Origin of the sequence: Clostridium sp. C8 (assembly GCF_001010885.1) — a bacterium.
Classification (GTDB): domain Bacteria; phylum Bacillota; class Clostridia; order Clostridiales; family Clostridiaceae; genus Clostridium; species Clostridium sartagoforme.
This window is the reverse complement of record NZ_LBMX01000037.1, coordinates 1-26,827: the sequence shown is the minus strand read 5'-3', so window position 1 is coordinate 26,827 and position 26,827 is coordinate 1. Positions and strand designations below refer to the sequence as shown.

The window sequence follows — 26,827 nt, the reverse complement described above, 5'->3', positions numbered from 1 at the left end:
CTAATGCATAATTAATGTAAAAACTTGAAGAGTTTTATATTTAGTGAAAGGGTGAAAAAGTTAAGGAAAAAAATCCTTAATGGATTTTTGAATAATTTTTGCTTTACACAAATTTAAATATAAGTTTTGCAGAGCAAAACATCCATAACTCTTTCACTATTAACTCTTTCTCTATTAACTTTATTTTAGCTATATGATTTTTTTACTGCTTTTAATAAGACTTTTGGATCTTTCTTATATTGAGTTACTGGAATCACCTTTTTATCTTTTACATTCAGTAAAGTATATACTGCCATTCTTGCTGCACGAACTGAATATTCCTCAGTAAACACCATATCTTCAGGAATCTCAACAAATTGACTTATCATGGCAAAGTTAGTTGAACCTTCTGGTACTACTTTAGGTCTATCACTCATTTTACGTGGTTGGAATTGAGCATCTACATATGGCATCATACATGGAATCACATTTATTACGGTATCCATTATTTCTTCTACTTTATCTTCAAAGTGTAAATGGTGTAGAAGTTCTATTAATAATTCTTCTCCGGTACACTCTCTCATTGGTTTCTTTACGTAATCGCCTACTTTATCTGTATATAATCCATATCCCCAGAAAATTGTTGTATCCATTGGTTGGTTTTTAAAATGTGGTTGAGCTGCAACAACTATGCTCATTAACCAATTCGAATCTTTGAATGTCATTAAAGCTCCACTACCTGGTACATTTCCTGAAAATTGTTCTATTAACTTTAATAGCTTATCTCCTTTACAAGTTACAGTAAAGCTTTCCCAATTTGTTTCATCTGGATGATTGAAGAATGGTTCTGGATTTCCAAGTCCCATTTTCTTTTTAGCAACTTTTGTCCATAATTCTCCTGAAATTGGCTTGTTAGGATTATATTCTGGAGCATTATTTAAATCTCCTAATGTTGCACTATCTGTCATGCAAGCATTAGTCATTATACATATATCCCCATCATTTAATTCAATTATTTTTTCGCCTTCTTCATTTTCTATATGAATAGCTGTAACTGTTATCCCATCTCCTGGTTTAAAATCCAAATCAGTTACTGTTGCATTTATACTAAAATCAACATTAAATTTATCTAAATATGCTTTTAAAGGCATTATAACTGACTCATATTGATTATATCTAGTACGAGTCACCCCTTCTAGTGTTTCAATACGTGAAAATTCAAATATCATACGTTCCATATATCTTTTAAATTCAAATAAACTAGACCATTTTTGGAAAGCAAAAGTTGTTTGCCACATATACCAGAAATTTGTTGTAAAGAAATGTGGTGTATCCTTAAACCAATCTTCTATTGTGAGATCATCTAATTTTTCTTCTGGAGTGATCATTAATTTCCCAAGTGCCATACGGTCTGCATTGTTAAATCCCATTCCTTTTACATCTTGTATAACACCGTATCTATCAATTAAACGAGCTTGTGCATGTGTTGGGTGTAAATGATCAAAGTTTAATATTTCCTCTGTAACACTCATTCCAGGCATTTCTAGTGATGGTACACTTCTTAATAATTCCCAGAAGTTTTCGTATGTTTCTTCATTTAGCATTCTTCCTCCACGACATACAAATCCATTATCAGGATCTCCCGCTCCATCATTACTTCCGCCTAAAATATTCATACCTTCTATAATGTGAATATTTTCACCTTTAAAATTACAATCTCTAACCAAATATGCTGCTCCAGCTAATGATGCTAAGCCTCCTCCAACAAAATAAACCTGTCTCTCTTTATTATCAAAATTTTCTGTAAAAGTTTCAAATGATGATTTTTTTTCTCCATCATTTTTTAACTTTTTAGCAGCTATTGCAGCAACTGCTGCAGCTCCGGCAATAGCACCTACAGCTAATAAAGGATTTATCTTAGTATTTTTTGTTTTTTTACTCATAAAGCTATACCTCAACTTTCCTTAATGTTTTCTCTTTCTGATTAATATTATAGTTTATCCAAATTATAATGTATTTAGACAATATTTATTATTTGTCTAAATTTCTTTATTTCTTATAATTTGTTCATATTATAAATACTCTATTCATATTTATAAAATCTAAAACTTTAAAGAAAGTTTTTCTAATACAAAAAAATATACAGCATCAAAACTTGATGCTGTATATTTTTAAATCTATTTCTTCTTATTTATTGAATCTAAATATTGTACTGCACTAAGAGCTGCAATATTACCTTCTCCTGCAGATTTTATATATTGATATGGCCTACCAACGCAATCTCCAGCTGCAAAGCATCCTGGTAAATTAGTTTTCATAAGTCTATCAACTGCAATGTGGTTTTCTTCTATCTTTAATCCTGGAACTAGTTGTCCTGGGGATATTGAGTCTTTTAATATAAAGACTGCATCTGTTAATATTTCAGAGTCTTTTAAAATTAATTTATTTACTTTGTTTTCACCTATAATTTCTTTAGGCTTATCTTCTATTAATTTTATATTATCTCTTAAATTATATTGGTCTTTGTACATAGGAATATAATATATCTCACCTGCTAATTCTGAAACATAATTTGCTTCCGCTTCTGCTTCTTTATTATACCCTATTATAGTAACAGTTTTTCCTTTATATAAAGGGGCATCACAGGTTGCACAATATCCAACTCCCCTACCTAAATACTTTTCCTCGCCTTCAATAGGTTTTGTGTATTCTATTCCTGTTGCTAAAATAATAGACTTTGCTTCAAAAGTTTTATCATTTGCCATTAAAGCAAAATATTCTCCCATTGCATATATATTATTTATTCTTTCTTCCGTTATTGCAATATCCATAGCTTTTATATGCTCTTGAAATCTTTCCTTAATGCCTTCTCCTGTTAAGCCATAAAACCCTAAATAATTATTTACTTTAGGTGCTTTAGCAAGTTTATTGCTCAAATTATTGTTTCCAAAAATGATAAATTTCTTATTTCTTATTTTTGCATTTAATGCTGCTGATAATCCAGCTGGACCACTACCTACTATTGCAATATCATATCTTTCGCTCAATTTTCTACCTCTTCTTATTATAGATGTTTAATGATAGCATCCTTTAAAGAATCCTTTGGCATAAAACCAACTAAGGTATCTACAGGTGTACCATTTTTAAATATCATTAAAGTTGGAATACTTAATATTTGATATTTATTTGCTAAATTTGCATTTTCATCTACATCTATCTTTATAAATCTTGCATTAGTTATTTCTGTTGAAACTTCTTCTATTATAGGAGCAATCATTTTACAAGGATTACACCAAGTTGCCCAAAAATCTACTAATACAACTCCTTCATAATTTAATACTACTTCATTAAAATCTGTTTCTGATACGTGTTGAACCATATAAATCCGCCTCCCGATATACCCCCTAAGGGTATGATTATATTTTAATTTTATACAATTATTTTATTATAGTCAATACTTTATAAAAGATTATATAATTTATTTTCTCCAACTTATAGATTTATATTATTTATTTTTTTAAATGTAAAAATTGAGATTCATATAGTTCTTTATATAAACCTTGCTCTTTAAGCAACTCTTCATGACTTCCTTTTTCTTCGATTCCTTTATCTGTTAAAACTAAAATTTCATCCGCATTTTTTATTGTAGATAGTCTATGGGCAACAACTATAGTTGTTCTGCCTTTACAAAGTTCCTCTAAGGATTTTTGTATCATATATTCAGTTGTATTATCTAAAGCTGATGTTGCCTCATCTAAAATCAATATAGGTGGGTTTTTTAAGAATACTCTCGCTATTGATATTCTTTGTTTTTGTCCCCCTGAAAGCTTCACCCCCCTTTCCCCTATATAAGTATCATATCCTTCTGGTAATGTCATTATAAATTCATGTATATTTGCTCTTTTAGCAGCTTTTACTACTTCTTCATCACTTGCATCATGCTTACCATATAATATATTATCTTTTATTGTTCCTGTAAATAAGAATACATCTTGTTGTACTATACCTATATTTTTTCTTAAAGATTCTAATTTTGTATCATATATACTTATATCATCAATATAAATATTTCCTTCTGTAGCATCATAGAATCTAGGAATTAAATTACAAAATGTAGTTTTACCTCCACCTGAAGGCCCTACTAATGCTAGCATTTTCCCTTGTTCTATATCTAGATCTATTCCTTCTAAGATATTTTTTTCATCATAACTAAAATGAACATTATCAAACTTTATATGCCCTTTTACATCTTTCAATTCTAGATTTCCATCATTCTCAATTTCTTCATCTATAATAGATATAAATCTTTTAAACCCAGTCATTCCATTTTGATATTGCTCCATAAAGTTAACTAATTTTTTAATTGGTTGAGTAAATAACTTTATATATAAAAGATATGCAAAGAAGTCTCCCAAATTTATAATATCTAAGTATGTGAATACTCCTCCAGCAATTAAAACTACATAATCTAAAATATCTATTCCAAAGCCAACACCTGCAAAATATTCAGCCATAACTTTATATGCTCTAGATCTAGCATTTTTAAACTTATTATTTCCATGTTCAAACTTATCTATTTCATGTTCATGAGAAACAAAAGCTTTAGTTATTCTTATACCTGAAAGTGAGTTTTCTAAATTAGAGTTTACTGCGGATGTTTCAACCCTAGTTTCCATAAAAGCACTCATCATTCTATTTTTTTGCTTTAATGTAAATAAAACTATAAATGGAATAAATGCAAATATAATAAGTGTTAGTGGAATATTTATTGTACTTAACACCACGAATGAGCCAATTAACATAACAAGAGAAATAAATAAATCTTCTGGCCCATGGTGAGCAAGTTCTGATACTTCCATAAGATCATTTATCATTCTACTCATTAAATCTCCTGTTTTATTGTTATCAAAATAACTATTAGGTAACTTTTGCAAACGCAAGAACATATCTTTTCTCATATCTCCCTGCATATGTACTCCCATAACATGTCCATAGTATTGCATAAAGTATCCACACCCTGCTTTTACTACATATATTATTAATAAAGTAATCCCAAATACAACTAGCATTCTAAGATTTTTATTGGGAATACTATCATTTACTAATGTTCTTGTCATCATAGGATAAACAAGGTCACATGCTGCTGCTATAAATGCAGCAGCCATATCTAAGAAAAATAATTTTTTATATGGCTTATAATAACTAATAAATCTCTTTACCATAAATAACCTCCTATTATTACTACATTAATTTTTATTATTCTTTAATAATAGCCCTATTGATAATTATTTTCAAGAAGTCTTTGATATTTTGAAATATTTTATTGAATTTTATCTATATATATCTACTATTAATCCTTGAATTTCATCAATTGATGAAGCTATATTTAAGTTTTCTCCTTCTCCATTTAAAAGAGATTTAGTTAAATCTTCAAGTTTTTGATCTATTGTATCTATTGTTATAAAATATTGAGTTTGCCAAAAACTAATATCCTTTTTTGTATCATACATAAATTTTAAAATTGATTCTAAATATTCCTTTATTAGCTTTTTATAAGCTATTACATCTCCATATGTTTTTGTAATTACTAATCTATTTCCCTTTTTATGAATATTTTCAATCATTTCCTTCAATTGCTCTTCTGATTTTCTTTCTCTAGCTTGATTAAAGCTTTGGGAAAAGTCTCTTTTTTCTGAAATCACTTTTGTATCTTGCTTCACAGGAGCTTTTCTATTAATTCTTCCTATTTCCATACTACTCACCCTTTCTCTAAAGATTATTATATCATTATTTAGAAAATATTTTCTCACTTTTTTTCCCATGTATTAATATTATTAAAAGTAATCATGATATACTTATATAGAGATTTTATTTTACAATTTTTAGAAGTGGGAGGAATTTTTATGTGGTTTAATGAAAGTTCAGAAGAAATAGTAAAGACTTTATCTTCTGATATTATTAATGGTCTTTCTTCAGAAGAAGTAAAGATAAGATTAGACAAGGATGGCTTAAATAAACTTCAGGGAAAAAAGAAAAAATCTTTTTTACAACTTTTTATTTCGCAAATTAACGATATTATGATTTATATTTTATTAGTTGCAGCCATAATTTCTGCTATCGTCGGCGAAATAAGTGATGCAATAATAATTCTTTTTGTAATATTTATTAATGCAATAATAGGGGTTATTCAAGAATCTAAAGCTGAAAAAGCCTTAGAAGCTTTAAAAAATATGTCCACCCCTAAAGCTCTTGTTAAAAGAGATGGTCAAATTATTGAAGTTTCATCAGAGGAAGTTGTTGTTGGAGATATTGTTGTAATTGATGCTGGAAGATATATTCCGGCTGATTTAAGATTAATTGAAACTGCTAATTTAAAAATTGAAGAATCAGCATTTACAGGTGAATCTGTACCTTCTGAAAAAAATTCTAATATTATAGCTGAAGAAAATAATGTCCCTATTGGTGATCAGCATAATATGGCTTTTATGTCTACTCTAGCCACCTATGGTAGAGGTCTTGGAATTGTAATAGCTACAGGAATGAATACTCAAATAGGTAAAATAGCTAAAATGTTAGATGCTGAAGAAGAAAATATAACTCCTCTTCAAAAAAAATTAGCTCAACTTGGTAAAATTCTAGGCTTTATGGCAGTAGGAATATCTATAATTATGTTTATAGTTTCTATGTTTCAAGGAAGAGATTTCCTTGAAATGTTCATGACTTCTATAAGCTTAGCTGTTGCTGCTATTCCTGAAGGCTTGCCTGCAATAGTTGCTATTGTACTTGCTCTTGGTGTCCAAAGAATGATAAAAGAAAATGCAATCATTAGAAAACTGCCTTCTGTTGAAACATTAGGTTCTGTTAATATAATTTGCTCTGATAAAACTGGTACATTAACAATAAATAAAATGACAGTAAAAAAATATTATGTTAATGGAGAAATTAATACATTAGATGAAATTAATCTTAATAATGATGAAAGTAAGATTTTAGTTCATGGTATGATTTTATGTAACGATGCTACTTCCAAAAACGGAGTACAAACTGGTGATCCTACCGAAGTTGCTTTAATTGATGTAGGAAATAAATTAAATATATTCAAGGAAGATTTAAACACTTCTCATGAGAGAGTAAATGAAATTCCTTTTGATTCTGATAGAAAGCTTATGACAACAGTAAATAGTTATAATAATGCTTTTACCGTTTTTACTAAGGGGGCTATAGATAGTATTTTAAAAATATCTAATAAAATATTGGTTAATGGAGAAATTAAAGAATTTACTAATGAAGAAAAAAATAAAATTCTTTCAGCTTCAAATATAATGTCTGATGATGCTTTAAGAGTTTTGGCTTTAGGTTATAAAAATATAGAAAATGAACATGTTGCTATAGATGAATTGGAAGAAAATCTAATCTTTGTAGGCTTTATGGGTATGATAGATCCTCCTAGAGAAGAAGTAAAAGGCTCAATTCAAGTTAGTAAGAATGCTGGTATTAGAACTATAATGATAACAGGCGATCATAAAAATACAGCTGTTGCTATTGCCAAAGAACTTGGTATAGCTAATGATATATCTGAAGCTATGTCTGGAAGTGAAATAGATAGTTACTCAGATGAGGAATTTACTAAAATAGTTAATAATTATAGAGTTTTCGCTCGTGTATCTCCTGAGCATAAAGTTAAAATTGTAAAAGCCTTTAAATCTCATGGAAATATAGTTTCTATGACAGGTGATGGTGTTAACGACGCCCCATCTTTAAAAGCAGCAGATATAGGTGTTGCAATGGGAATTACAGGAACTGATGTTGCAAAGGGTGCTGCTGATATGGTTTTAACAGATGATAACTTTACTACAATTGTCAAAGCCGTTGAAGAAGGAAGAAATATATTTAATAATATAAAAAAATCTATTCTATTCTTATTAAGCTGTAACTTAGGAGAAGTTGTTGCTTTATTTGTTGCAATATTATTAAATTGGGCTTCACCTTTATTACCTATACACATTCTTTGGGTAAATCTAATTACAGATAGTTTCCCCGCTCTTTCTTTGGGTGTTGATCCTGGAGATAAAAGTGTTATGGATGTTCCTCCAAGAAATCCAAAGGAAAGCTTATTTGCAGGTAAAATGGGGAAACTATTAATAATAAATGGTATCCTAATAGGTATAACAACTTTATTTGCTTTTGTACTTGGAGAATACTTATATCCAGAATCATTAAGACACGCTCAAACAATGGCATTTGTAGTTCTTAGTGTTTCACAATTATTTTATTCTCTTGCTATGAGAAACGAAACTAAATCCTTATTCCAAGTTGGAATACTAAAAAACAAATGGTTAATTGCATCAGTGTTATTTGGAATACTATTACAATTCACTATAATAACAATACCATTCACTGCCGAAATCTTTAAAGTCTATTCACTAGAATTTAAAGATTGGGTAATAGTTATCTTAATTTCATTAATTCCATTTGTTGTTAACGAAATAATTAAAGTATTCTTTAGAATGAATGAAAGAAAAAATTAATATTTATTCAGTTCATAGTGCACAATTCACAGTTCACAGTTTTAGATAAAGTTGTAGGTATATTAAATAGGTAACTGGTTTCAGTGAACAAATTTAAAGTATTATTAAAATTAAAGCTCATCCACTTCAGAGATTCTTAAGTAGATGAGCTTTCAATATTAAGTTAATTATATGTTTTCCCTCTTAGACTAATACCTTAACTCATTATTAGTTTAAATTCTTAATATAAGTGGGCGAAGATAAATAAAATATGTGAAATAATCATATAGCGAACAATTAGAAGTACTTGGTGAAAGAAGGACTACTATGCCTTAGTGTTGTTGGTTTGTTTGAACGTAGTGAGTTTAACCAAAACTCTTGGCATAGTAGTTATTCTGAGCCTAGTACTTCTTTGTATAGCTATTTAGATTATGGAACATATCTATTTATCGTAGCCTTTATATTGAAGTTGAACTTAGAAGATGTTTCCTTCTTCCAAAATTCCATCCTTCATTGAATATATCTTGTCAGCCACTTTTTCTGCAAAACTCATATCATGTGTTATTATAAGCATACTCATTCCATCCTTTGCAAGGCTTCTTATTAAAGTTGCGACTTCTCCTGTTAATCCAGGATCTAAGGCTGAAGTTGGTTCATCAAAACACATAAGCTTTGGATTTAATGCTAAGGCTCTCCCTATTGCAACTCTTTGTTTTTGCCCTCCAGATAACTCATATGGATAGTTATTTATTTTATCACTTAATCCTAGAAATCCTAGAATCTCTTTAGCATTTTTCTTTGCATTTTCTTCGCTTTGTTTTAAAACCCTTTTAGGAGCTTCTATTAAATTTTCTAATACACTCATATGTGGGAATAAGTTGAAGTTTTGAAATACTAATCCTATTTCTCTTCTTACTTCATTAAACTCTTCTTTTCCTTTATAAACTCCATTTTTACATAAAAACTTATTATCTATTTCCATGCTTCCTGCATCACAAAACTCTAATCCATTTACACATCTTAATAAAGTTGTTTTACCACCACCAGAAGGACCAACTATTACTGCTATTTCTCCACTTTTTATTTCTAAATCTATTCCTTTTAAAACTTCAAGCTTTCCAAAGTTTTTCTTTAACCCTTGAATCTTTAGCATAACTTTTCCTCCTATTCATAGTAATTAAACTTCTTTTCAATAAATTCTAAAACTTTTGTTATTATTCCATTAAATATTAAATAAACTACTGCTACAACTACAAAAGGCATTATAGATGAAAGCCTGTTTGAAGCTATTTTAGCTATCTTTAAAAGTTCATCTAATCCTACCACATAAATTAAAGCTGTATCTTTGACTAAAGTAACAACTTCACTTGCTACTGGTGGAAATATTTTCTTTAATGCTTGTGGCATTATAATTCTAAAAAATGTGTCTTTTTTACTTAAGCCTAATACTTCTGCACCTTCAAATTGACCTTTATCTATAGATAATATTCCCGCCCTAAATATTTCTGCAAAATATGCTCCGTAGTTTAAAACCATAGCTAATATTGCTGCTGGAAATCTAGGAATACTTATACTTAATAAAGGTAACCCAAAAAATATAAATAATATTTGTAAAAGTAAAGGTGTTCCCCTTAATATTAATACGTAAGCACCTGTTATTGATTTTAAAATACTTATTTTAGAAATCCTTCCTAGTGCAATAATAACTCCTAATGGAATAGAGAAAATAAGAGTAATTGCAAATATTTCTATTGTTACTTTTAATCCCTCTAAAGCCTGTGGAATAAAAGTTATTATTTCGTTCATTAATTCCAAAGTAAACACCTCTTTCTTAGTCATTTTATAATTTTATTTAGCTATTATATTATCTCCAAACCACTTTTTAGAGATTTCTCCTGCTTTTCCTTCTTGAACTAATTCATCAAAAGCTTTATTAAATGCTTCTACTAATTCTTTATCATCTTTTCTCATACCAACAGCATAAGCTTCTTTTCCAAAATCATCTTTTAACACTTTATACTTATCAGCACCTCTTTGATTTATATAATATTTAGCTAATATTTCATCAGCAACAACTGCATCCAATCTACCTGCTTCTAAATCCATTAAAGCTTCATTATTAGTTTCAAATGTAACTATTTTGCTATCCTTAAAAGTATCTACTATATTTCCATCAGCTTCAATTGCATCAACAGCACTTGATTGATTTTGTGCGCCTACTCTTGCTCCATTCAAATCTTCTTTTGAATTAATTTTTGAATCTGATAATGTTATTATAACTTGTCTATTATTTAAATATTCTTTTGAAAACTCGACTTTTTCTTTTCTTTCGTCTGTTACACTATATCCATTCCATATAAAATCTATATTACCGTTATTAAGTTCAGTTTCTTTCATACTCCAATCTATTGGCTGAAATACTATTTTCTTTCCTAATTTTTTTTCCATTTCTTTAGCAAGATCTATATCAAACCCTGTATATTCTCCATTTTCATCTTTAAATCCCATTGGCACAAATGTATCATCAAATCCTAATACTAGTTCATCCTTATCCATAGAATTCACTGTTTTTTTTTCTGTACAAGATATCATTGCAAAAGATACTAATATTAATAAATACCCCACTAATAATTTTTTCATCATTTTCATATATAAAATCCCCCTTTTTATGCTTTACATTATTTATATTTCTTTCTTTATTTAATACTTTATCATAGTAAAGTATTAAAGTCAAATAAAAAATACGACATTTTAAATATCGTATTTTTTATTTTTATATAAATTACTTAAATACTATCAATTTCAAAGATAATTTATGAAAATGTATAATATTTATTATAACTTTCATAATTGTTTTTTTAAAATATATATCATATATGATGTTATAGGAATTATAGCTATCCAATAAAAGGTTCCTACTTGTAACTCTTGTAATTTAATTAAATGTCTGTATAGTATTATACTTGAATAAATGAAATCTATAAATATAGTTAATATAACAGAATCTTCAACTTTAATATAATAATTAATTACTGATAATAGACATAAAACTAAAAGCATAATTAAATTTTCATATTTAAAATTAGTTCTAATAATGTTTGAAGAAATAGCTAAAAAGAAATTATATATAATAAATACTATTATATTTATATTTTTTCTATACATTAATATCTAGCTCCTTTTTATCATCAGTATTATTATCACTTTAAAAATCTCTATTCCTAATATTATTTATCTGTATTTACTACTAATTTTTATTTGAATTTTCTTTTCTTATTTTTTATTAAATACATTATTGTTGATGCAAGTAAAAATATAAATATTAAAGCTACAATTATTAATATTCCCCTTGAAGATTTATCTAATCCTATAATCTTTTCATATACTGGTTTTTTATCTTCTTCTTTAAATCTAAATTTTCTTATATCTCCATATTCATCTATAATTATTGAATCTCCTGTAAGTTTATTTACCTCGTTAGAACTTTCTAAGTAACTTAATGAGTTTAATAGTATATCATTGTTAGGAGCTGTTAATACTAACATTGCTTTTTGAGTATTATATGGAGATAAATCTAATTGAAACATTGATATATTAGAATTAAAGGGCTCTGTTAAATATAATTTCTCATTTCCTATAAAATAATTATAATTATCATCGTACTTAAACCATAATTTTTTATTTAAATCTTTAATTAAAGTATTTGTAGATGGTGTACCATATACTATTAAATTCTTATTCTTTTCTCTTCCATTTAAATTTGAATATCTTGATACATCTATTTCGCCAACATTACCATTTATTTCTTTTCCAATTACAGAAAAACATTTTCCTAGTGAAGTAAGTTCTTTAGATGATAAGCTATCTGGAACCGAAATCAAAACATCATTGAATCTATTATCTAAAACAAATGGAGCTGGATATTTTTCGAAAAAGTATCCTAATGAATTTTGAGTTTCTGAATAAATATATGAACTTCCATCTATTAATGCCCATGGTGTTTCTTCCTGCCTCATTTCACAATAAGAATCTATAAGTTCTAAATCAAAAGCTAGTTTTATCTCTATATAATTGTTTTTTATTATATTGCTAGGAATCGAAAGTTCTAATGTATCTGCTAAAGCATTTTCTTTTTCTAATTTTTTGCTTCCTATTGCAATATTGTTTATGTAAACAGTTATAAGGGATTTATTAAAATTCAAATTATCAGAATATCTAAAGTGCAATTTTATATTTGTACCCTCAGTAACTATTCTATTTTTAGGGATAAAATATGCTACTGTTCCTGTTCTCCTAAATGGTCCTTTAAACTGCATTTCATTAATTCCCATGCTTTCAAAGGTTATTAGCTTATTAACTTCTTCTACTTTAATTTCTTCATTGATATTTTCACTAATTATAAAAGCATCGTTATTTATCTGAGTTGTTAACTCACTGTTCATCAAAAACTTTATAGCTTTTAAATTTATGCTATCATTTTCAGAACATATAAGCATTACTTTTACATCCTCAAAGTCACCTTTATAAGGAGAATTCCCTAACTTTATAATTGAATTATTTGATAAGTCTATAGTACTTACATCCTTAAATGCATTGCTTATCTCATTGGGTATTGAATTTTTACTTCCGATAAATATAATATTGTTATTATTTTTTTGTTTTATTAAATCTGAGTACTTTATGATTTCTGATTTGTATTTTGTATTAGTATCATTTTTACCTAAATAAGATGATAGAAGCAAAGCATTCTTCAAATCCATATCTGTGTAATCATCTGACAGTACTATTTGTGTTATCTGTGATGTATTATTCTTCACAAATGGATATGGAAAATTTTTTATTATGTTATCTGTGATTTTTTCTTTATAATTTATATTCAATTTAGAATTCTTTTTTATTATCATCCAATTAGCTGTATTAATATCATCTGTACAAGGTTTATCTGTTATTCTACAATATCCATCTATTTTAAATTCATTAAACCCTTCCTTTAAGTTATCTATTGGCACCTTAGCCTTTATATTTTGCACTTCTTGTTTAGGGTTATAAACTAATTTAGATGAGTAGAAAGGAACTCCATTTATATTAAATGTTATATAAGAATCTTTTGTTACATCTACTAATTGGTTTACTGATAAGTTTATTTCTATATCAACATTTTCTATACTCCACCATTTATCTATATTGAAATAAATGCTATGACTTGTAAAAACTCCCTTAAAGGTAATGTCATCATTTATAACTTCATTTTTTATATAACTTTTACCGCCTATATTATTATTTTGCTCTGCTAATACTACATTTTCAAATGACGATATAAATAATATAATGCTTAATATGACTATAGTTAGTAAACGTTTAATATTGAAATCATAGCTCTTCATTAATTCCACTCCTTTAAAACCTTTCTGTTTTGTACCATTTAACTTCTCTTTTAAATATTACATCTTTAATGTAATTATAAAATCCTAACGCAGCTACAATTCCCCATAGTTTACAATATGTAAAATACATGATTATAACTATTATAGTATTTTTTATTGATAACTCACCCTTTTCAGTAGATATTGCAACTAATATAGATAAAACAAATACCGAATATGCCATTATCCAAAGTATTGTATTATAACCAACTATATTTATATGTACAACTTCTATTGCTCCTAATAAAAATATAGCATCTGATATTATGGTTGCAGATAAAAAGAATACATAAATAAGAATATAATATAAAATATCAAACCTGGTTGCCCCTGCTGATTTATCAAATATGTACTTAAAGTTTTTAAGAACTACATAAATATTTCCTTTTGCCCACCTAGATCTTTGCTTAAACCATACATTAAGGGTCTGTGGCTCTTGCTCCCAAGTTACTGATAAAGGCATAAATTTTATTTTATATCCCATTCTATACATTCTAAAACTTAACTCTGTATCTTCAGTTATAGCTTTTGTATCCCATCCATTTATTTCATCTAATATCTTTCTTCTTATTACAAAGTTTGTTCCTGGAATAGTGCATAGTTTAAATAATTTCCATCTGCCAGCCTGTGCCATCCATTGAAATGTTAATGTCTCTATATTTATAAACTTTGTAAGTATATTTACATTTTTATTTCTACATCTAAACTTTCCTATAACTGCTCCTAATTTTTCATCACTTACTAATGTCTTTATTAAATATTTTAATGCTTTCTTTTCTGGAGTATTATCTGCATCATATACTGCTAATATTTCTCCTTTGCTTTGCTTATAACCTATATTTAATGCAGTAGATTTTCCTTTTCCTCCTGTAGTTTTATCTGTATTTATAATTATAAAATTTCTATTTTTATATTCTTCTTTAACTTTACCTAGTATTTCTGCTGAATTATCACTTGAATTGTCATTTATTATTATTACTTCATATTTATCTTTAGGATACTCTAATTCTAATAAAGCTTTTGCTGTTTTTTCTATTACTTTTCCTTCATTATGAGCAGGTACTAGTACTGAAACAAAAGGATATTCTTTTAGCTCTTGCAATAAGTTTTCCTTTAGTATATCTAAATAATATAAATATCCTCCTATAACTAAAATTACGTTAATAAATATTATTAACCAAATAACTATGAGGGAATATAGGATTATATAATCAAATATATTCATTTTTATTCTCCTATTTAAAAAATTTGTTTCTATCTAAATTTCTACTTCGAATTCCTATTATTAAGAATATAAAACTAGCTATTGTAGTTAATAATATTATCCATCTATTTGCATAAGATAAGTCAATTTCCTCATTATTAGTAGTATCTTCAACTTCTCTTATAAACATATTTTCAAAATCTTTTATGGATATAAACTTTTGAGAATTCACATTAATATTATTAAGAAAAATGTTCCCATTTTCTTTCTTTATAATATCTTCTCTCATGTGAACATAAGAATTCATATTCATAAAATCATTAAAATGTATTTGATTTTCTTTTATTGTATCTAAATTATTTTTAAAAACTTCAAAATCAGTATCACTTCTTAAGGTTATTGCTATATTATTTAAATAATTATCTTTATTATTAAAATTATTATATGGAACTTTTTCTATAACATTTTCTTTTTTGTTTATTTTCATATTATATTTACTTATTTTTATATCTTCATCTATTGGTGTTATAAATAAAGTATTACTTGTATCTAAATATTTATTTATATCAGAAAAGTAAATCCAATCTTCTGATATATCTATTGCAGTTGCGTAAACTAAGTAATCTTGAAAACTTTTTTGTGACATAGACATTTTACTTAATATTTCTTTTATATCTGCACTTACATTATCTTTTTGATATATATATGGGTAGTGTAATATTATGGATCCACCTCTACTCTCAGCATATCTTAAAACCTCCATATATCTTTTCATAGCCTCGGAATTTTGATTGTTAAATATAGGCATAGATGATATTATAAATGGTATTCCTTTATTATATAAATAGTCTATTTTTTTTACTAGCTCATTTAAATCGTCAAATGGATAAGCTTCATCTAGCATAAAAAATGTTTTGTTGTTTTTTTTTGACATTTTTAATATCGCTTCTCTTACAGTTTTGTTTTTATCATAATCTTCTAAATTCTTTATTCGTATAGATTTACTTATTTCTTTGTAAAATAAATTTTCTTTTTCTTCATCACTATTTATAATCATCAGAATTTTATCACTATAACTATCTAATACATTAATAATATTTTCTTTAAATTCTTCTGGTCTATTCTTAAGTAAAATTATTTCATCATAGCTATTAAAATTTATATTTTCTATTTCTTCTAAATTAATAACCTCTAAGTTACTTTCTAAATTTAATGATAATTTTATTACTTCATTTAGCAAATTAAGTTTTTCTCCATAAGCTTTATAGGAATCATATGTTATAAGAATATTTTTTTCTTTTGCACTAGTATAATTTTTTATAGAGAAAATATTAAATGATAGTATAAAAGATATGATAATCAGTATGGATTTTCTTTTATACGTCATACTCTAATTCCTTTTCAGCTTTTTTCAGAAGTTCCAATGGATCTTTTACATCTCCTTCATAGGTATAAGATCCAACTTGAATTTCTAAGTTTATATTTTTATTAAATTTTCTGTCCTTCATTTCTATATTTTTTATATTTTCTTTCAATCTATTTTCAACTACCTTTGAACCTGAATTATCAGAAATTAATATATACACAAAAGTACTATCATTTAATATATATTTTCTATCTTCTACTCTTAAGGATTCACTTAATACTCCTGATGATTTTATTAATATGTTATTGAAATAATCTTTTCCAACTATAGTTTTTAATCTATCTCCATACTTAAACTTTACAATCATAATTGTTATTGGTATGTTGTATCTTTTATTCATACTGATGTATATTGGTATTTCGTTAGTAAAAGCCTTTATATTTCTATCTCCTGTTAATGGATTTATCATAACTAGTTCTTCATTTAAATCTTCTAGTTCTTCCACCTTATTTTGAAGTAATAGTATATTCCTTGAAACTAATGAAACAATCACAGCTGTTAGTGGCATGAAAACTATCCACAAATAAACTTCATTATTTAATGATATTCCTGTTGATATGTTTTTATATAAGTTATAGGTTCCATAAATGAAATCTATTATTAAAGTTATCACTAAAGATATTGTCACATTAAAATAGTAACTAATTAATGCAATTATCATTAATATTGTTAGCATAATATAGTTTTCAAAGTTTACTTGAAAATTTAAAAATGTAATTATAATTGAAAGAATAAAAAAATATGCTATTAATAGATTAATATAAAAATCCACTGCTTTTCTTTGATTTTCATCTTTCATTATTTTATCCTCCCTTTAGAATCTTTTTTACTAATGATATTACTTAACAAACATACTATCATTAAATCAAAACTTAAATTGTACATAAATACATGTTTTGATAAGTCTGCATCTCCTGCCCCTATTATTGAAATGAATATTTGAGATAAACCTATTATTAGTGCATATAATAATCCTTCTTCAAATAGTAACCCTTCTAAATTGCCTAACTTAAATGCTTTTATATATTTCTTATAAGAAAAAATTAAATATATAAAAATATATATTACTGATATAATAAAACCCTTTGGCATAATACTTTCTTTAAAAGAGCTCCATAATACAAAAAAGTTAGATCTTTTCCCATAAGCCTTACCTTCAGATTTTTCATAGTTCCCCATTACTTTTGGTCTTATTGAATATGAGTTTTTAAAAGCTAAATCACACATTTTTATTAAAGCCTTGGGGTTTTTAATATAATATAAAAGAATACCAAAGACAGAATATTTACTATAAAAGTCTTCTTTTAATCTTTCGTCATCTGGATTTATCATTGGTATTTTTTCAAAAAATATTTCATTTTGTAGAAGTGAGTATTGATTATATATGTCAAAGTTATTTAATATTTCATCTGCTCTTTCTTCATATAATAAAACACCTCTTGTTATAGCATGATATCTATTTATATAATCAAAATCTCCCTTAATGGATTTATAGAAATATACTGAATTTGTTATTAAAAATATTATTAAAATTATAGATACTATTCTTACCTTAATATCCCTTTTTAGAAATATCACTCTTACTAAAAGTATTGATGCTAGTATTCCTATTGGTGATAATTGCTGTTTTGATCCTAAAAGCAAATATGTAGATATTCCAAATAAAATTAAATTATTTATATTAAACTTATTAAACTTACACATATACAAAAATATTCCTATACTATATAAAAAGCAGCATATGTTTACTGATTCACCATAAAATGAATTATAATAAGCAATGTATGCGGTATCTGAAAATATGATTGTAATTAAAAATACTAATATAACTTTATATTTTTTATTATTTATATCTTCTAGCAATACTCTACTAATAAAATAAAGTGCTACTGCTTGTATAATTATATATATTATTGATAAAAACCTTATATCAAAAACATCATCTTTAGTTATTAACTTATCTATAAATATAGCTAGTTTTATAAATGTAGATTGAGTGGAAATAAGAGTTGTTTCTAACTCATTATTATATTTATATATTCCATAGCTTTTATTAAAATATCCAAAAAATATATCTTCATTTTCTTTAGGTAAATGATATAAATCATTTTGACTAATAATTCTATAGTAGTCTCCATTGTCAGCCATACCTATTATTGGAGGAATAAATAATGTTATTATACTAATTAATAAAAATAATATTACTGACAACATGGAGTAATTTATTTTATTTAATATATTTTTCATATAAATCTCCTGTTTAAATATATTCAAATATTTAAATTAATGAAATTTACTATTAATATTGAAGTTCTATTATAAATTTCATTTATATTTTGTATATATTTTTCTCTTAATAAATAAATATATACAAAAAGAGACAGCATTAATCTGTCTCTTTATAATAATATTTTATTTTAATCTAGTTCCTTCTTTCTCTTGAACTATTTTCCCATCCTTCATTAATCCACCTAAAGCCATTTTGAAATAATTTTTACTTGTATTAAAAGTAGCTTTAATATCATCTGGATTTGATTTATCATTAAATGGCATGAATCCGCCATTCTTTTTTAAATATTTTAATATATCTTCTTGAATTTGATCTCTTTCATTTAACCTTGTTTTTCTTGGTGTTAATCCTATTATCCCATCTTCATATATTCTTTTTACTCTTAATTTCATTTCAGTTCCTGGATAAAAATCTATGTAATACTCATTTGGTAATATCATGCCTTTATATTTTGAATCTATTGCTACATGGATAGTTCCACTTTGGCCTTTTGAATAAATTTGAGCTATAACCTCTTCTCCAACTTTAAATTCTTTTTCTTCATCTTTTGCATTTAATATATAGTTCTCAACATCTGTAGTTGCTGCTATTCTTCCAGTCTTATCTAAATACACATAAAACAAATATTTGCTTCCAGTATGTAATTTAAACCTTTGCTCTTTAATTGGAACAAAAATGTCTCTATCTAAGCCAAAGTCAATAAATGCACCAAATTCTGTTTGAAATACCACTTTCAAATATGCAACTTCACCAACAGTAACCAAAGGCTTTTTAAATGTTGCTATTGGTCTATCCTTAGAATCTCTATACACAAAGACCTCTACCTTTTCTCCGACTTGTATACTTTTCCCTTCTGCTACTGATTTAGGTAATAGTACATCAACTTTGCCTTCATCACCTAAATAAAACCCAAATTCTTTTTCTCTTTTAACTTCTAAAGTATTATATTTTCCTATATTAATCATTTTTCCTCCTGATTTATAAGTATTTTTTACTTAACTCAACATAATTATTGGCAGATCTTTCTATCCCCTTAATTTCATCCTCTGTCAGTTTTCTTATAACTTTAGCAGGACTTCCCAGAATAAGAACTCCTTCTTCATATTCTTTGCCTTGAGGCACTAAAGATCCTGCTCCTATTATAGTATTTTTGCCAATTTTAGCTCCGTTTAATATTATTGATCCCATACCAACTAAAACATTTTCAGAAATTATGCAACCATGAATTATTGCTCCATGTCCTATAGTTACATTTTTTCCTATATTAGTTTCACAATGAGAGTCTACATGAACAACTGAATTTTCTTGAATATTACTATTTTCACCAATATAAATTTTATTCATATCGCCTCTTATTCTAGTTCCAAACCAAATATTAACATTCTTTTCAATAACAACTTCTCCTATTATATCAACACTTTCTGATATATAGCAAGATTTATCTATCATGGGCTTTTTATTATTAAATTCTTTTATCATTTATAATCCTCCAATTAATTTCTCTTAAAGTTATTTTATCATTAGTGAATATTATTGTCATTATTTATAGATATTCAATACTATATATAGAATAAGTAATAATTTATAAGGAGCTTATTTTGGGAAGAAAAAAACATAAACAAATAAAAGATTTTGATGAAAATAATATGAAGTTTTATTATGGTATTCCTCACTGTCATACTGAATTTTCAACTGGCAAAGGTTCTCCCATAGAAGCTTATGAGTATGGTTATAAATCTGGATTAAATTTTATGTTTATAACAGATCATAATTCTTTTTTATCTAGTGAAATATCAATTAAAGACGATAAATATTCTAAATTTCAAGGTACTAAGGTTTATGCAGCTAAAGTAAGAAAAAAATATGATGATTTCTTACCTTTAGTTGGATTTGAATGTAAAACTTATCTCTATGGAGATTTAAATATAATGAATTCTTCAAGTTTCTTTACAGGCGCTGTTAAAGATTTGAAAATTTTAGCTTTATGGATGTTGAATAATCCTGATGCATTTATTTCTATAAATCATCCCCATAAAAATATAAAAGCTTTACCCTACAATCCTGTATTGAATAAATTAATAACATCTATAGAAGTTGGAAATGGCAATCCTTCTCACAAATATACACGACATGATAAATACTACTTTAGCTTGCTAGATGATGGTTGGAAACTAGGTGCTATTAATGGCCAAGATAATCATAAAATGAATTTTGGAGACTCCGAAAATTTAACTGTTTGCATTTGTAATAGTTTATCTACTGAAGATATTATATCTGCTTTTAGAGAAAGACGGACTTATTCTACTGAATCACGCTATCTAAAATTATACTTTACTATAAATGATAATTTCATGGGAAAAGAAATTTTTATTACTTCTGATAAACTTAAATTTATGATATTTACAGAGGATATTAAATATAAAATAAAAGAAATACAAATCATAACTAACAAGGGCAAAATTATAAGGACTATAGAAAATATAAATTTAAGTAGTATCAAATATCTATATGAGCATAAAAGGGAAGAAGATGAAAGCTGGTATATAATAAAGGTATTTGAAGAAAATGATAATATCGCATTTAGTTCTCCTATTTTTATAAATGACACTAACTTAAAAATATAAGTTTATTTTCAATGTATTACCCTTTATAAAATATATTTAATATAAAATAAGTAGGACATATACTATAATACTTTATAATATATGTCCTACTTATATGCTAATCTTCCTTTTTTTGATTTTGTATATGTTTAGCTCTATTAGGTTTTGCTTTTGGCCTTATTTCAATTTTCTTTTCCTTCATCTTTGGTCCGCCTGTATTTTGAATATCGAAGAACCATAAGAAAAACCAAACTGTTAATAACGTAAGTCCCATATTTAGCCACGGGTTACTTGGTCTATATACGACTTGAGGTACAAATAAAACTAATGCTATTGCTAATGGAATCCATTTATTTATTCTCACTTTTGAAAATACATATTTTTTTCCTAAATTAAATGATAAAATCATTAATCCTATAGTTACTGCAAAATATAATATAGTAATTAATATGTCCACGTTGTTATTCCTCCTTTAAAAGCTTCTATTATTATATTAAAAGAAATACTACATATTTTCAAGACATATCGAATTAATACTTGAAATATTTTGCGAAGCAAAATAGTGAAAAGGGAATAGTGAAAAAGTGAATAGTGATGGAAAAAATCCTTATAGGATTTTGGAAAAGATATGTTCATCTACTTCAGGCAAGCTTCAGTAGATGGGCTTTCATACTAAGTTCAGTTATCGTTACACTCAACTTTACTAAGTATTCAATGCCTTGCACCTATATATTTAAAGTTTTGCTTAGCAAAACATCCTCAACTTTTGACTTTTTCATTCTTAACTTTTCACTAAAAAATTGCTTCGCAATTTATATCATAACCTGTTCCCTGTTACTTGTTCCCTGATACCTGTTCCGTTATCCCAAAACTGTGGACTATGAATTGTGCACTGTGAACTGAATAAATAGCATTTATTACTAATATATTAATTTTTCCTATTTTATTTATTAAATTTATTATAATTCCCTTCTATTTTAATAAATTATTTGATAGAATATAGTAAGAAATTAAAAAATGTTAATAAGAGGTGATTCTATGAGTTTAAATTTAACATATCAATTAGATGAATTAGATCTACAAATTCTAGATTTATTAATAAAAGATTGTAGAACTCCTTACTTAGAAATAGCAAGAATTTGTCATGTAAGTGGTGGAACTATACATGTGAGAATGAAAAAAATGGAAGAGCTTGGTATAATAAAGGGAACAAGAATTCTTTTAAATTTACCTAAATTAGGTTATGACGTATGTTGTTTTGTTGGTATATATGTAGATAAAACATCTTCATTTGATTCAGTTTTTGAAGAGTTATCAAGAATTAAGGAAGTTGTCGAATTACATTTAACAACAGGTAACTATTCTATTTTTGCTAAAGTAGTTTGTAAGAATATTACTGATCTTCAAGATATATTGCTTAATAAAATTAATACTATTACTGGTATTCAAAGAACTGATACTATAATATCTTTAGATCAACCAATCGATAGAAATATCACTATTTAAAATACATAAAAAACTTTCCTGTGGTTATACTATTAATTGTAAACCTATTATAAAAGGAGTGTTTTTAATGAAAGTTTTAGATTCGATAGCACTTATATTAGTTATAATTGGAGCTATTAACTGGGGATTAATTGGATTTTTTCAATTTAACTTAGTTGATACGTTATTTGGAACTATGACTGCATTTAGCAGAATAATTTATGCTTTAGTTGGTATAGCTGGAATCTATTCACTATCCTTCTTTGCTAAAGATAAATTTCTTGGTTCTAATGACTAAAATAATATAGTGTTTTAAATTTAAATTAAGAAAGTGTGGTTATCCACACTTTCTTAATTTTTATAAATCTTTTATATTGCCAAATTCATAGCCTAAAGATTCTACGCAATTAACTATTTGTTTTAATATAGAGTTCTCATTATACTTATAATTTATTTCTCCGTTTTTATCTATTGAAATATCTACATCCTTTATTTCAACACTTAGATGATAAAATAAGCTTAACTCTTCATTATTTCTTTTATTTCTTATTCTACTAAGAATTGCTTTCCCATCATCATCATCTACATATCCCATTGGAGTTGGTATATATTTTGTAACTTTATTTATTTTACTTGTAATTATATTTTTATTATATATTCCTATGGAAGGTTCATAAATTATCTTAAAATATTCTTCAAAAATCTCTTGTTGCTTATGGGTTGTCCTATAGTGTGGTGTTTCCCAAAAGCTAATTGGTATATTTACTTTATTTGCAATTTTCAGTGCATTTTCTACCCTTGTCCTAATTTCCTTTTCATCCTTATATCCATCATCGCCAAACTCAAAACCTGAAATACTATTAGTATCTTTATATTGATGAGTATATCCATGTAACCCTACATTTCCACCTCTATTTAAAAGATAATCTAAAGTAAAAATGAAATTTGAATTTTGAATAGAATCTTTTTTTGATACATCATTATCTATATTATAGGTATTATTTATATATCTAGGTACCCATGCTACACTAAAGCTTTCTTTGTTTTCATTCATATAATCAGCAACTTTTCTTACTTTTTCTAGAGCACCTTTAGTAATATATACATCTCCTGCAGTAAAATCTTCAAATCTTATAAATGCTTTTTTCTTTTTATTTCTTTTTATTTGTTTCTCTTTGTCTACTTCTGTTAATGTTTTTTTAGATATGTATATACTATTTTTTTCATAATCCCAATAGGTGTTTAATTTTAAGATTTCACACAAATCAAAAAATGATATGTAATATTCATTATCCTCTTTTAATATATCACCTCTTAAATCGGTAATTTTATTATCTTCTTCATAAGTTTTTTTATTTAGATCAATATTCGCAAGATTTTTTATTATTATATCGTCCTTATCTACTTCTTCTTTATTCCCAAAATAACTTAAAAATTCTGATAACGGAATATAAAATCTATTGTTCTTGTATAATATGTTTTTATTAAAATTCATTTTATTATTTTTTAAATAAAATGATAAGTTATATGGGATTCTTTTAAAACTATTTTTTTCTTCTTCATTTACATTTTTGGACTTTAATTCTTCTACAACCCTTGCTCCTTTTGTATTATAATACTTCTTCTTTAAATTATGACTCTTTAATAAATTAAACCCAATCAGATTTAAACTTATTATAAAAATAATTGATACTAAGAAAATTATGTAAGTTTTTTTCATAATGTTATACCCCTATAAATAATTTAAGTTTTACTACCTAATAGTAATTTATATTGTATAACTAAAAAACCTACTTTTGAAGTAGGTTTTCTTAATTATTTATTTCATTTCTTTAATAATATCAAATAATTCTATTGCCGCTTTTCTTGGGCCTTCTTTTTCTTGACCATCTATAGCTAAACAAGTTTTTATTTGCCCAACTTTAACAGATCCATTGAACATAGCCTTAAAATATCTTTCTATTAATATATCTGTTTCTTTTTGTTTTTGCGCAGGTCCAAATGGATTTGCAAAATAACTTTCTACTAATCCTTTTTCTGAAGTTGTTCCTTTGGCCATTCTAGCGCCTGATTTAAATATTTCTATAGCATCTTTAGTATTTTCAAAATATTCTATAGCATTTTCGCCCACTTCCACCGATGTATAATTATTAGCATATAAGAATAAATCTACTTCATATCCTTTTACTATTTCTTTATATGGAGCAACTGGCATTACTAATCTAGCATTTATTTTATCAGGATTCATAAAAATACTTCTATCGATTTCTTTAAAGGCATATCCTTGGTCTAAATCATCTAATCTAACAAATGCTCCTATTTCTGTTCCATATCCAATTATCTTTCCATCTATTTCTTTAAATGTTCCCATATCATCAAATATCACTGTCATATTACTTATATGATCTTCACTTAATGTTCTAAAGGCTTCTAAACTTTCTGATTTTCCTGCTCCACTATCTCCCATGATAACAACATTTGCTGCTTTACCATCCTTAAGCTCTATATTAACCATAGCACCATGTATTGGTAAATATCCTCTTTTAATCATTACTAAATTGTGTAATGTAAGAGTCATTTTCTTCATATATCCAAAATAATCAATGTCAACAGAATGATTTACATATCCTAACATGATATCATTTTCTTTATCATCATAGAATACTGTTTTCTTATCCGTTTCATTATCTGTTGCACCAAATACATAAACTAAATCTGGCTTTTTACCTCTATATTCTTCGCACCTTGCCATTTCAAATAAATTACATAAAGTTATTCCATGTTGCATGAAATCTCTATGGAAATATATGAACGCTATAAGTTCTCCTACTTTTGCTGGATAGCAAAACCAATGATCTTTATTTAATGAAGCATATTGTAATGGGTTAGTACTTACTTCTGTAAACATTCCACTTCTAGTATTCTTTTTAGGGTATGTTATAAATGGTGTTTCTAATAATATACTGTCAATAAATTCTATATCTTCTAATGATTCATATCCTTTTGGTAATGGCCATAAAACTCTATTAATTATTATTGAGGCATTTCCCCCAACTGGTATTTGTCTAAATACATTTGGCTTATATCCCAAAACATTCTTTTCTATTTTTCTATATAATTTCAAAATTAAATTAGATAATGATGAATTTGCTTGAGTAAAACTTACTGCTGATAATCCATCCTGACGTCTATTATTATGAATTATTGTATATCTTTCTAGCCCCCTCCAGAATAAATACAAGTCTTCTATAAATGCTATAAATTTATCTTTATCTGAAAATAAATCATCATACATCTCATTGGCTTCTACTATTTCTTGAACACTCATAACTGTACAATATTTAAATATTTTAGATAAATCTTTAGATATTTGAGCTATATCATCTGTTTTTAATCCTTGCCTTAAATATCTCCAGCTTAATGTTACCTTTTTCTTAGATTTCTTCAAATAATTTTCTATTACTCTCTTAAATCCATAACTTTCTACTAGTTCCTCAAATGTACTACAGTATTTAGCTGTAAAATTAATTAATACCTTATCATTGCTTATTGAAAACTCTTTACGCATAAATTAACCCCCTTGTGAATTATGTGTATGATAAAAATTTCATTTTGACCTTATTTTTTTCTATTATAACATATATTATGCAAGTTTTTAAAGTTTATTTTTTCATTTTTCAAAATTATTATGATTTTTAAATATTTTTTCTGAAAGAAAACGTAACCAAACTAATACATTTAGGTTTTTTTTGATAATTGATAAATTTGCGAACTATATTTGTAAATATTGAGTAAATATTCTATCTTGTTCGAATCTTATTTTTCATATTATATATATGATATGCCTTATTGTAATTTATAATCTTCCACCAGTTAAGGAATAAATTGTAAATAGTAAAAAGCTATATTA

The 26,827-nt window shown here is 26.3% G+C and carries 23 protein-coding genes; 4 read left to right on the top strand and 19 right to left on the bottom strand.

Annotated elements, in window-relative coordinates; genetic code table 11:
- Nucleotides 1–185: 185 nt before the first annotated feature.
- From AAT22_RS04985 to AAT22_RS04965, 5 genes are all read right to left on the bottom strand, one after another.
- Entirely contained in the window at nucleotides 186–1,922 is a 1,737-nt protein-coding gene (locus AAT22_RS04985) for an oleate hydratase (RefSeq protein WP_047000453.1), read from the bottom strand.
- Nucleotides 1,923–2,156: 234 nt separating this feature from the next.
- Nucleotides 2,157–3,026: an NAD(P)/FAD-dependent oxidoreductase gene (locus tag AAT22_RS04980; RefSeq protein ID WP_047000452.1), complete on the bottom strand. Its 870-nt coding sequence runs from the start codon at nucleotides 3,024–3,026 to the stop codon at nucleotides 2,157–2,159.
- Nucleotides 3,027–3,043: 17 nt separating this feature from the next.
- A complete protein-coding gene (trxA, locus tag AAT22_RS04975; protein ID WP_047000451.1) occupies nucleotides 3,044–3,358 on the bottom strand; it encodes a thioredoxin in 315 nt (104 codons plus the stop codon).
- A 130-nt stretch (nucleotides 3,359–3,488) separates the two neighbouring features.
- Nucleotides 3,489–5,201 carry an ABC transporter ATP-binding protein gene (locus AAT22_RS04970; protein ID WP_016207089.1) on the bottom strand — a complete coding sequence of 571 codons (1,713 nt, stop codon included), beginning with the start codon at nucleotides 5,199–5,201 and terminating at the stop codon, nucleotides 3,489–3,491.
- A 108-nt stretch (nucleotides 5,202–5,309) separates the two neighbouring features.
- On the bottom strand, nucleotides 5,310–5,732 hold the full coding sequence (locus AAT22_RS04965; protein WP_016207090.1) for a YaaR family protein: 423 nt from the start codon (nucleotides 5,730–5,732) through the stop codon (nucleotides 5,310–5,312).
- A 150-nt stretch (nucleotides 5,733–5,882) separates the two neighbouring features.
- Here AAT22_RS04965 and AAT22_RS04960 point away from each other — a divergent pair, with 150 nt between their 5' ends.
- Nucleotides 5,883–8,507, top strand: coding sequence for a calcium-translocating P-type ATPase, PMCA-type (locus AAT22_RS04960; RefSeq protein WP_047000450.1), 2,625 nt, complete (start codon nucleotides 5,883–5,885; stop codon nucleotides 8,505–8,507).
- A 454-nt stretch (nucleotides 8,508–8,961) separates the two neighbouring features.
- Here AAT22_RS04960 and AAT22_RS04955 read toward each other — a convergent pair whose 3' ends face one another.
- From AAT22_RS04955 to AAT22_RS04905, 11 genes are all read right to left on the bottom strand, one after another.
- Nucleotides 8,962–9,639 carry an amino acid ABC transporter ATP-binding protein gene (locus AAT22_RS04955; RefSeq protein WP_047000449.1) on the bottom strand — a complete coding sequence of 226 codons (678 nt, stop codon included), beginning with the start codon at nucleotides 9,637–9,639 and terminating at the stop codon, nucleotides 8,962–8,964.
- Between the two features lie 11 nt (nucleotides 9,640–9,650).
- Complete coding sequence (locus AAT22_RS04950) at nucleotides 9,651–10,292, bottom strand: amino acid ABC transporter permease (RefSeq protein ID WP_047000464.1); 642 nt, start codon at nucleotides 10,290–10,292, stop codon at nucleotides 9,651–9,653.
- A 42-nt stretch (nucleotides 10,293–10,334) separates the two neighbouring features.
- On the bottom strand, nucleotides 10,335–11,135 hold the full coding sequence (locus tag AAT22_RS04945) for an amino acid ABC transporter substrate-binding protein (protein ID WP_047000448.1): 801 nt from the start codon (nucleotides 11,133–11,135) through the stop codon (nucleotides 10,335–10,337).
- Nucleotides 11,136–11,330: 195 nt separating this feature from the next.
- Nucleotides 11,331–11,651, bottom strand: a complete 321-nt coding sequence (locus AAT22_RS04940; protein WP_047000447.1) for a hypothetical protein — start codon at nucleotides 11,649–11,651, stop codon at nucleotides 11,331–11,333.
- A gap of 89 nt (nucleotides 11,652–11,740) precedes the next feature.
- Nucleotides 11,741–13,870, bottom strand: a complete 2,130-nt coding sequence (locus AAT22_RS04935) for a cellulose biosynthesis cyclic di-GMP-binding regulatory protein BcsB (RefSeq protein ID WP_047000446.1) — start codon at nucleotides 13,868–13,870, stop codon at nucleotides 11,741–11,743.
- Nucleotides 13,871–13,883: 13 nt separating this feature from the next.
- The gene (locus AAT22_RS04930; RefSeq protein ID WP_047000445.1) at nucleotides 13,884–15,134 is read right to left on the bottom strand and encodes a glycosyltransferase family 2 protein; all 1,251 of its coding nucleotides are present in this window, start codon (nucleotides 15,132–15,134) and stop codon (nucleotides 13,884–13,886) included.
- A gap of 10 nt (nucleotides 15,135–15,144) precedes the next feature.
- Nucleotides 15,145–16,500, bottom strand: a complete 1,356-nt coding sequence (locus AAT22_RS04925; protein WP_047000444.1) for a DUF2334 domain-containing protein — start codon at nucleotides 16,498–16,500, stop codon at nucleotides 15,145–15,147.
- Nucleotides 16,490–17,338: a diguanylate cyclase gene (locus tag AAT22_RS04920; RefSeq protein ID WP_047000443.1), complete on the bottom strand. Its 849-nt coding sequence runs from the start codon at nucleotides 17,336–17,338 to the stop codon at nucleotides 16,490–16,492. The genes AAT22_RS04925 and AAT22_RS04920 overlap by 11 nt, the downstream gene beginning before the upstream one ends.
- A complete protein-coding gene (locus AAT22_RS04915) occupies nucleotides 17,338–18,786 on the bottom strand; it encodes a hypothetical protein (protein ID WP_047000442.1) in 1,449 nt (482 codons plus the stop codon). The genes AAT22_RS04920 and AAT22_RS04915 overlap by 1 nt, the downstream gene beginning before the upstream one ends.
- Before the next feature lie 165 nt (nucleotides 18,787–18,951).
- Nucleotides 18,952–19,794 (bottom strand): S1-like domain-containing RNA-binding protein, encoded by an 843-nt coding sequence (locus tag AAT22_RS04910; RefSeq protein ID WP_016207100.1) that lies wholly within the window; start codon nucleotides 19,792–19,794, stop codon nucleotides 18,952–18,954.
- A gap of 13 nt (nucleotides 19,795–19,807) precedes the next feature.
- Nucleotides 19,808–20,308 (bottom strand): gamma carbonic anhydrase family protein, encoded by a 501-nt coding sequence (locus AAT22_RS04905; protein WP_016207101.1) that lies wholly within the window; start codon nucleotides 20,306–20,308, stop codon nucleotides 19,808–19,810.
- Nucleotides 20,309–20,427: 119 nt separating this feature from the next.
- On the opposite strand from AAT22_RS04905, the gene AAT22_RS04900 reads away from it, so the two are divergent.
- Complete coding sequence (locus tag AAT22_RS04900; RefSeq protein ID WP_084820719.1) at nucleotides 20,428–21,453, top strand: PHP domain-containing protein; 1,026 nt, start codon at nucleotides 20,428–20,430, stop codon at nucleotides 21,451–21,453.
- Nucleotides 21,454–21,550: 97 nt separating this feature from the next.
- Here the strand turns inward: AAT22_RS04900 and AAT22_RS04895 are convergent, their stop codons facing one another.
- A complete protein-coding gene (locus AAT22_RS04895; protein ID WP_047000441.1) occupies nucleotides 21,551–21,889 on the bottom strand; it encodes a hypothetical protein in 339 nt (112 codons plus the stop codon).
- A gap of 581 nt (nucleotides 21,890–22,470) precedes the next feature.
- Between AAT22_RS04895 and AAT22_RS04890 the strand changes: the two genes are divergently transcribed.
- Together AAT22_RS04890 and AAT22_RS04885 are read left to right on the top strand one after the other, a co-directional pair.
- A complete protein-coding gene (locus AAT22_RS04890) occupies nucleotides 22,471–22,938 on the top strand; it encodes an Lrp/AsnC ligand binding domain-containing protein (protein WP_016207104.1) in 468 nt (155 codons plus the stop codon).
- A gap of 67 nt (nucleotides 22,939–23,005) precedes the next feature.
- Nucleotides 23,006–23,215 (top strand): DUF378 domain-containing protein, encoded by a 210-nt coding sequence (locus tag AAT22_RS04885; RefSeq protein ID WP_016207105.1) that lies wholly within the window; start codon nucleotides 23,006–23,008, stop codon nucleotides 23,213–23,215.
- A gap of 60 nt (nucleotides 23,216–23,275) precedes the next feature.
- On the opposite strand, the gene AAT22_RS04880 is transcribed toward AAT22_RS04885, so the two are convergent.
- The gene (locus AAT22_RS04880) at nucleotides 23,276–24,637 is read right to left on the bottom strand and encodes a DUF2334 domain-containing protein (RefSeq protein WP_052953910.1); all 1,362 of its coding nucleotides are present in this window, start codon (nucleotides 24,635–24,637) and stop codon (nucleotides 23,276–23,278) included.
- 99 nt (nucleotides 24,638–24,736) lie between these two features.
- The gene (locus AAT22_RS04875; RefSeq protein ID WP_047000440.1) at nucleotides 24,737–26,485 is read right to left on the bottom strand and encodes a phosphoenolpyruvate carboxykinase; all 1,749 of its coding nucleotides are present in this window, start codon (nucleotides 26,483–26,485) and stop codon (nucleotides 24,737–24,739) included.
- Nucleotides 26,486–26,827: the final 342 nt, after the last annotated feature.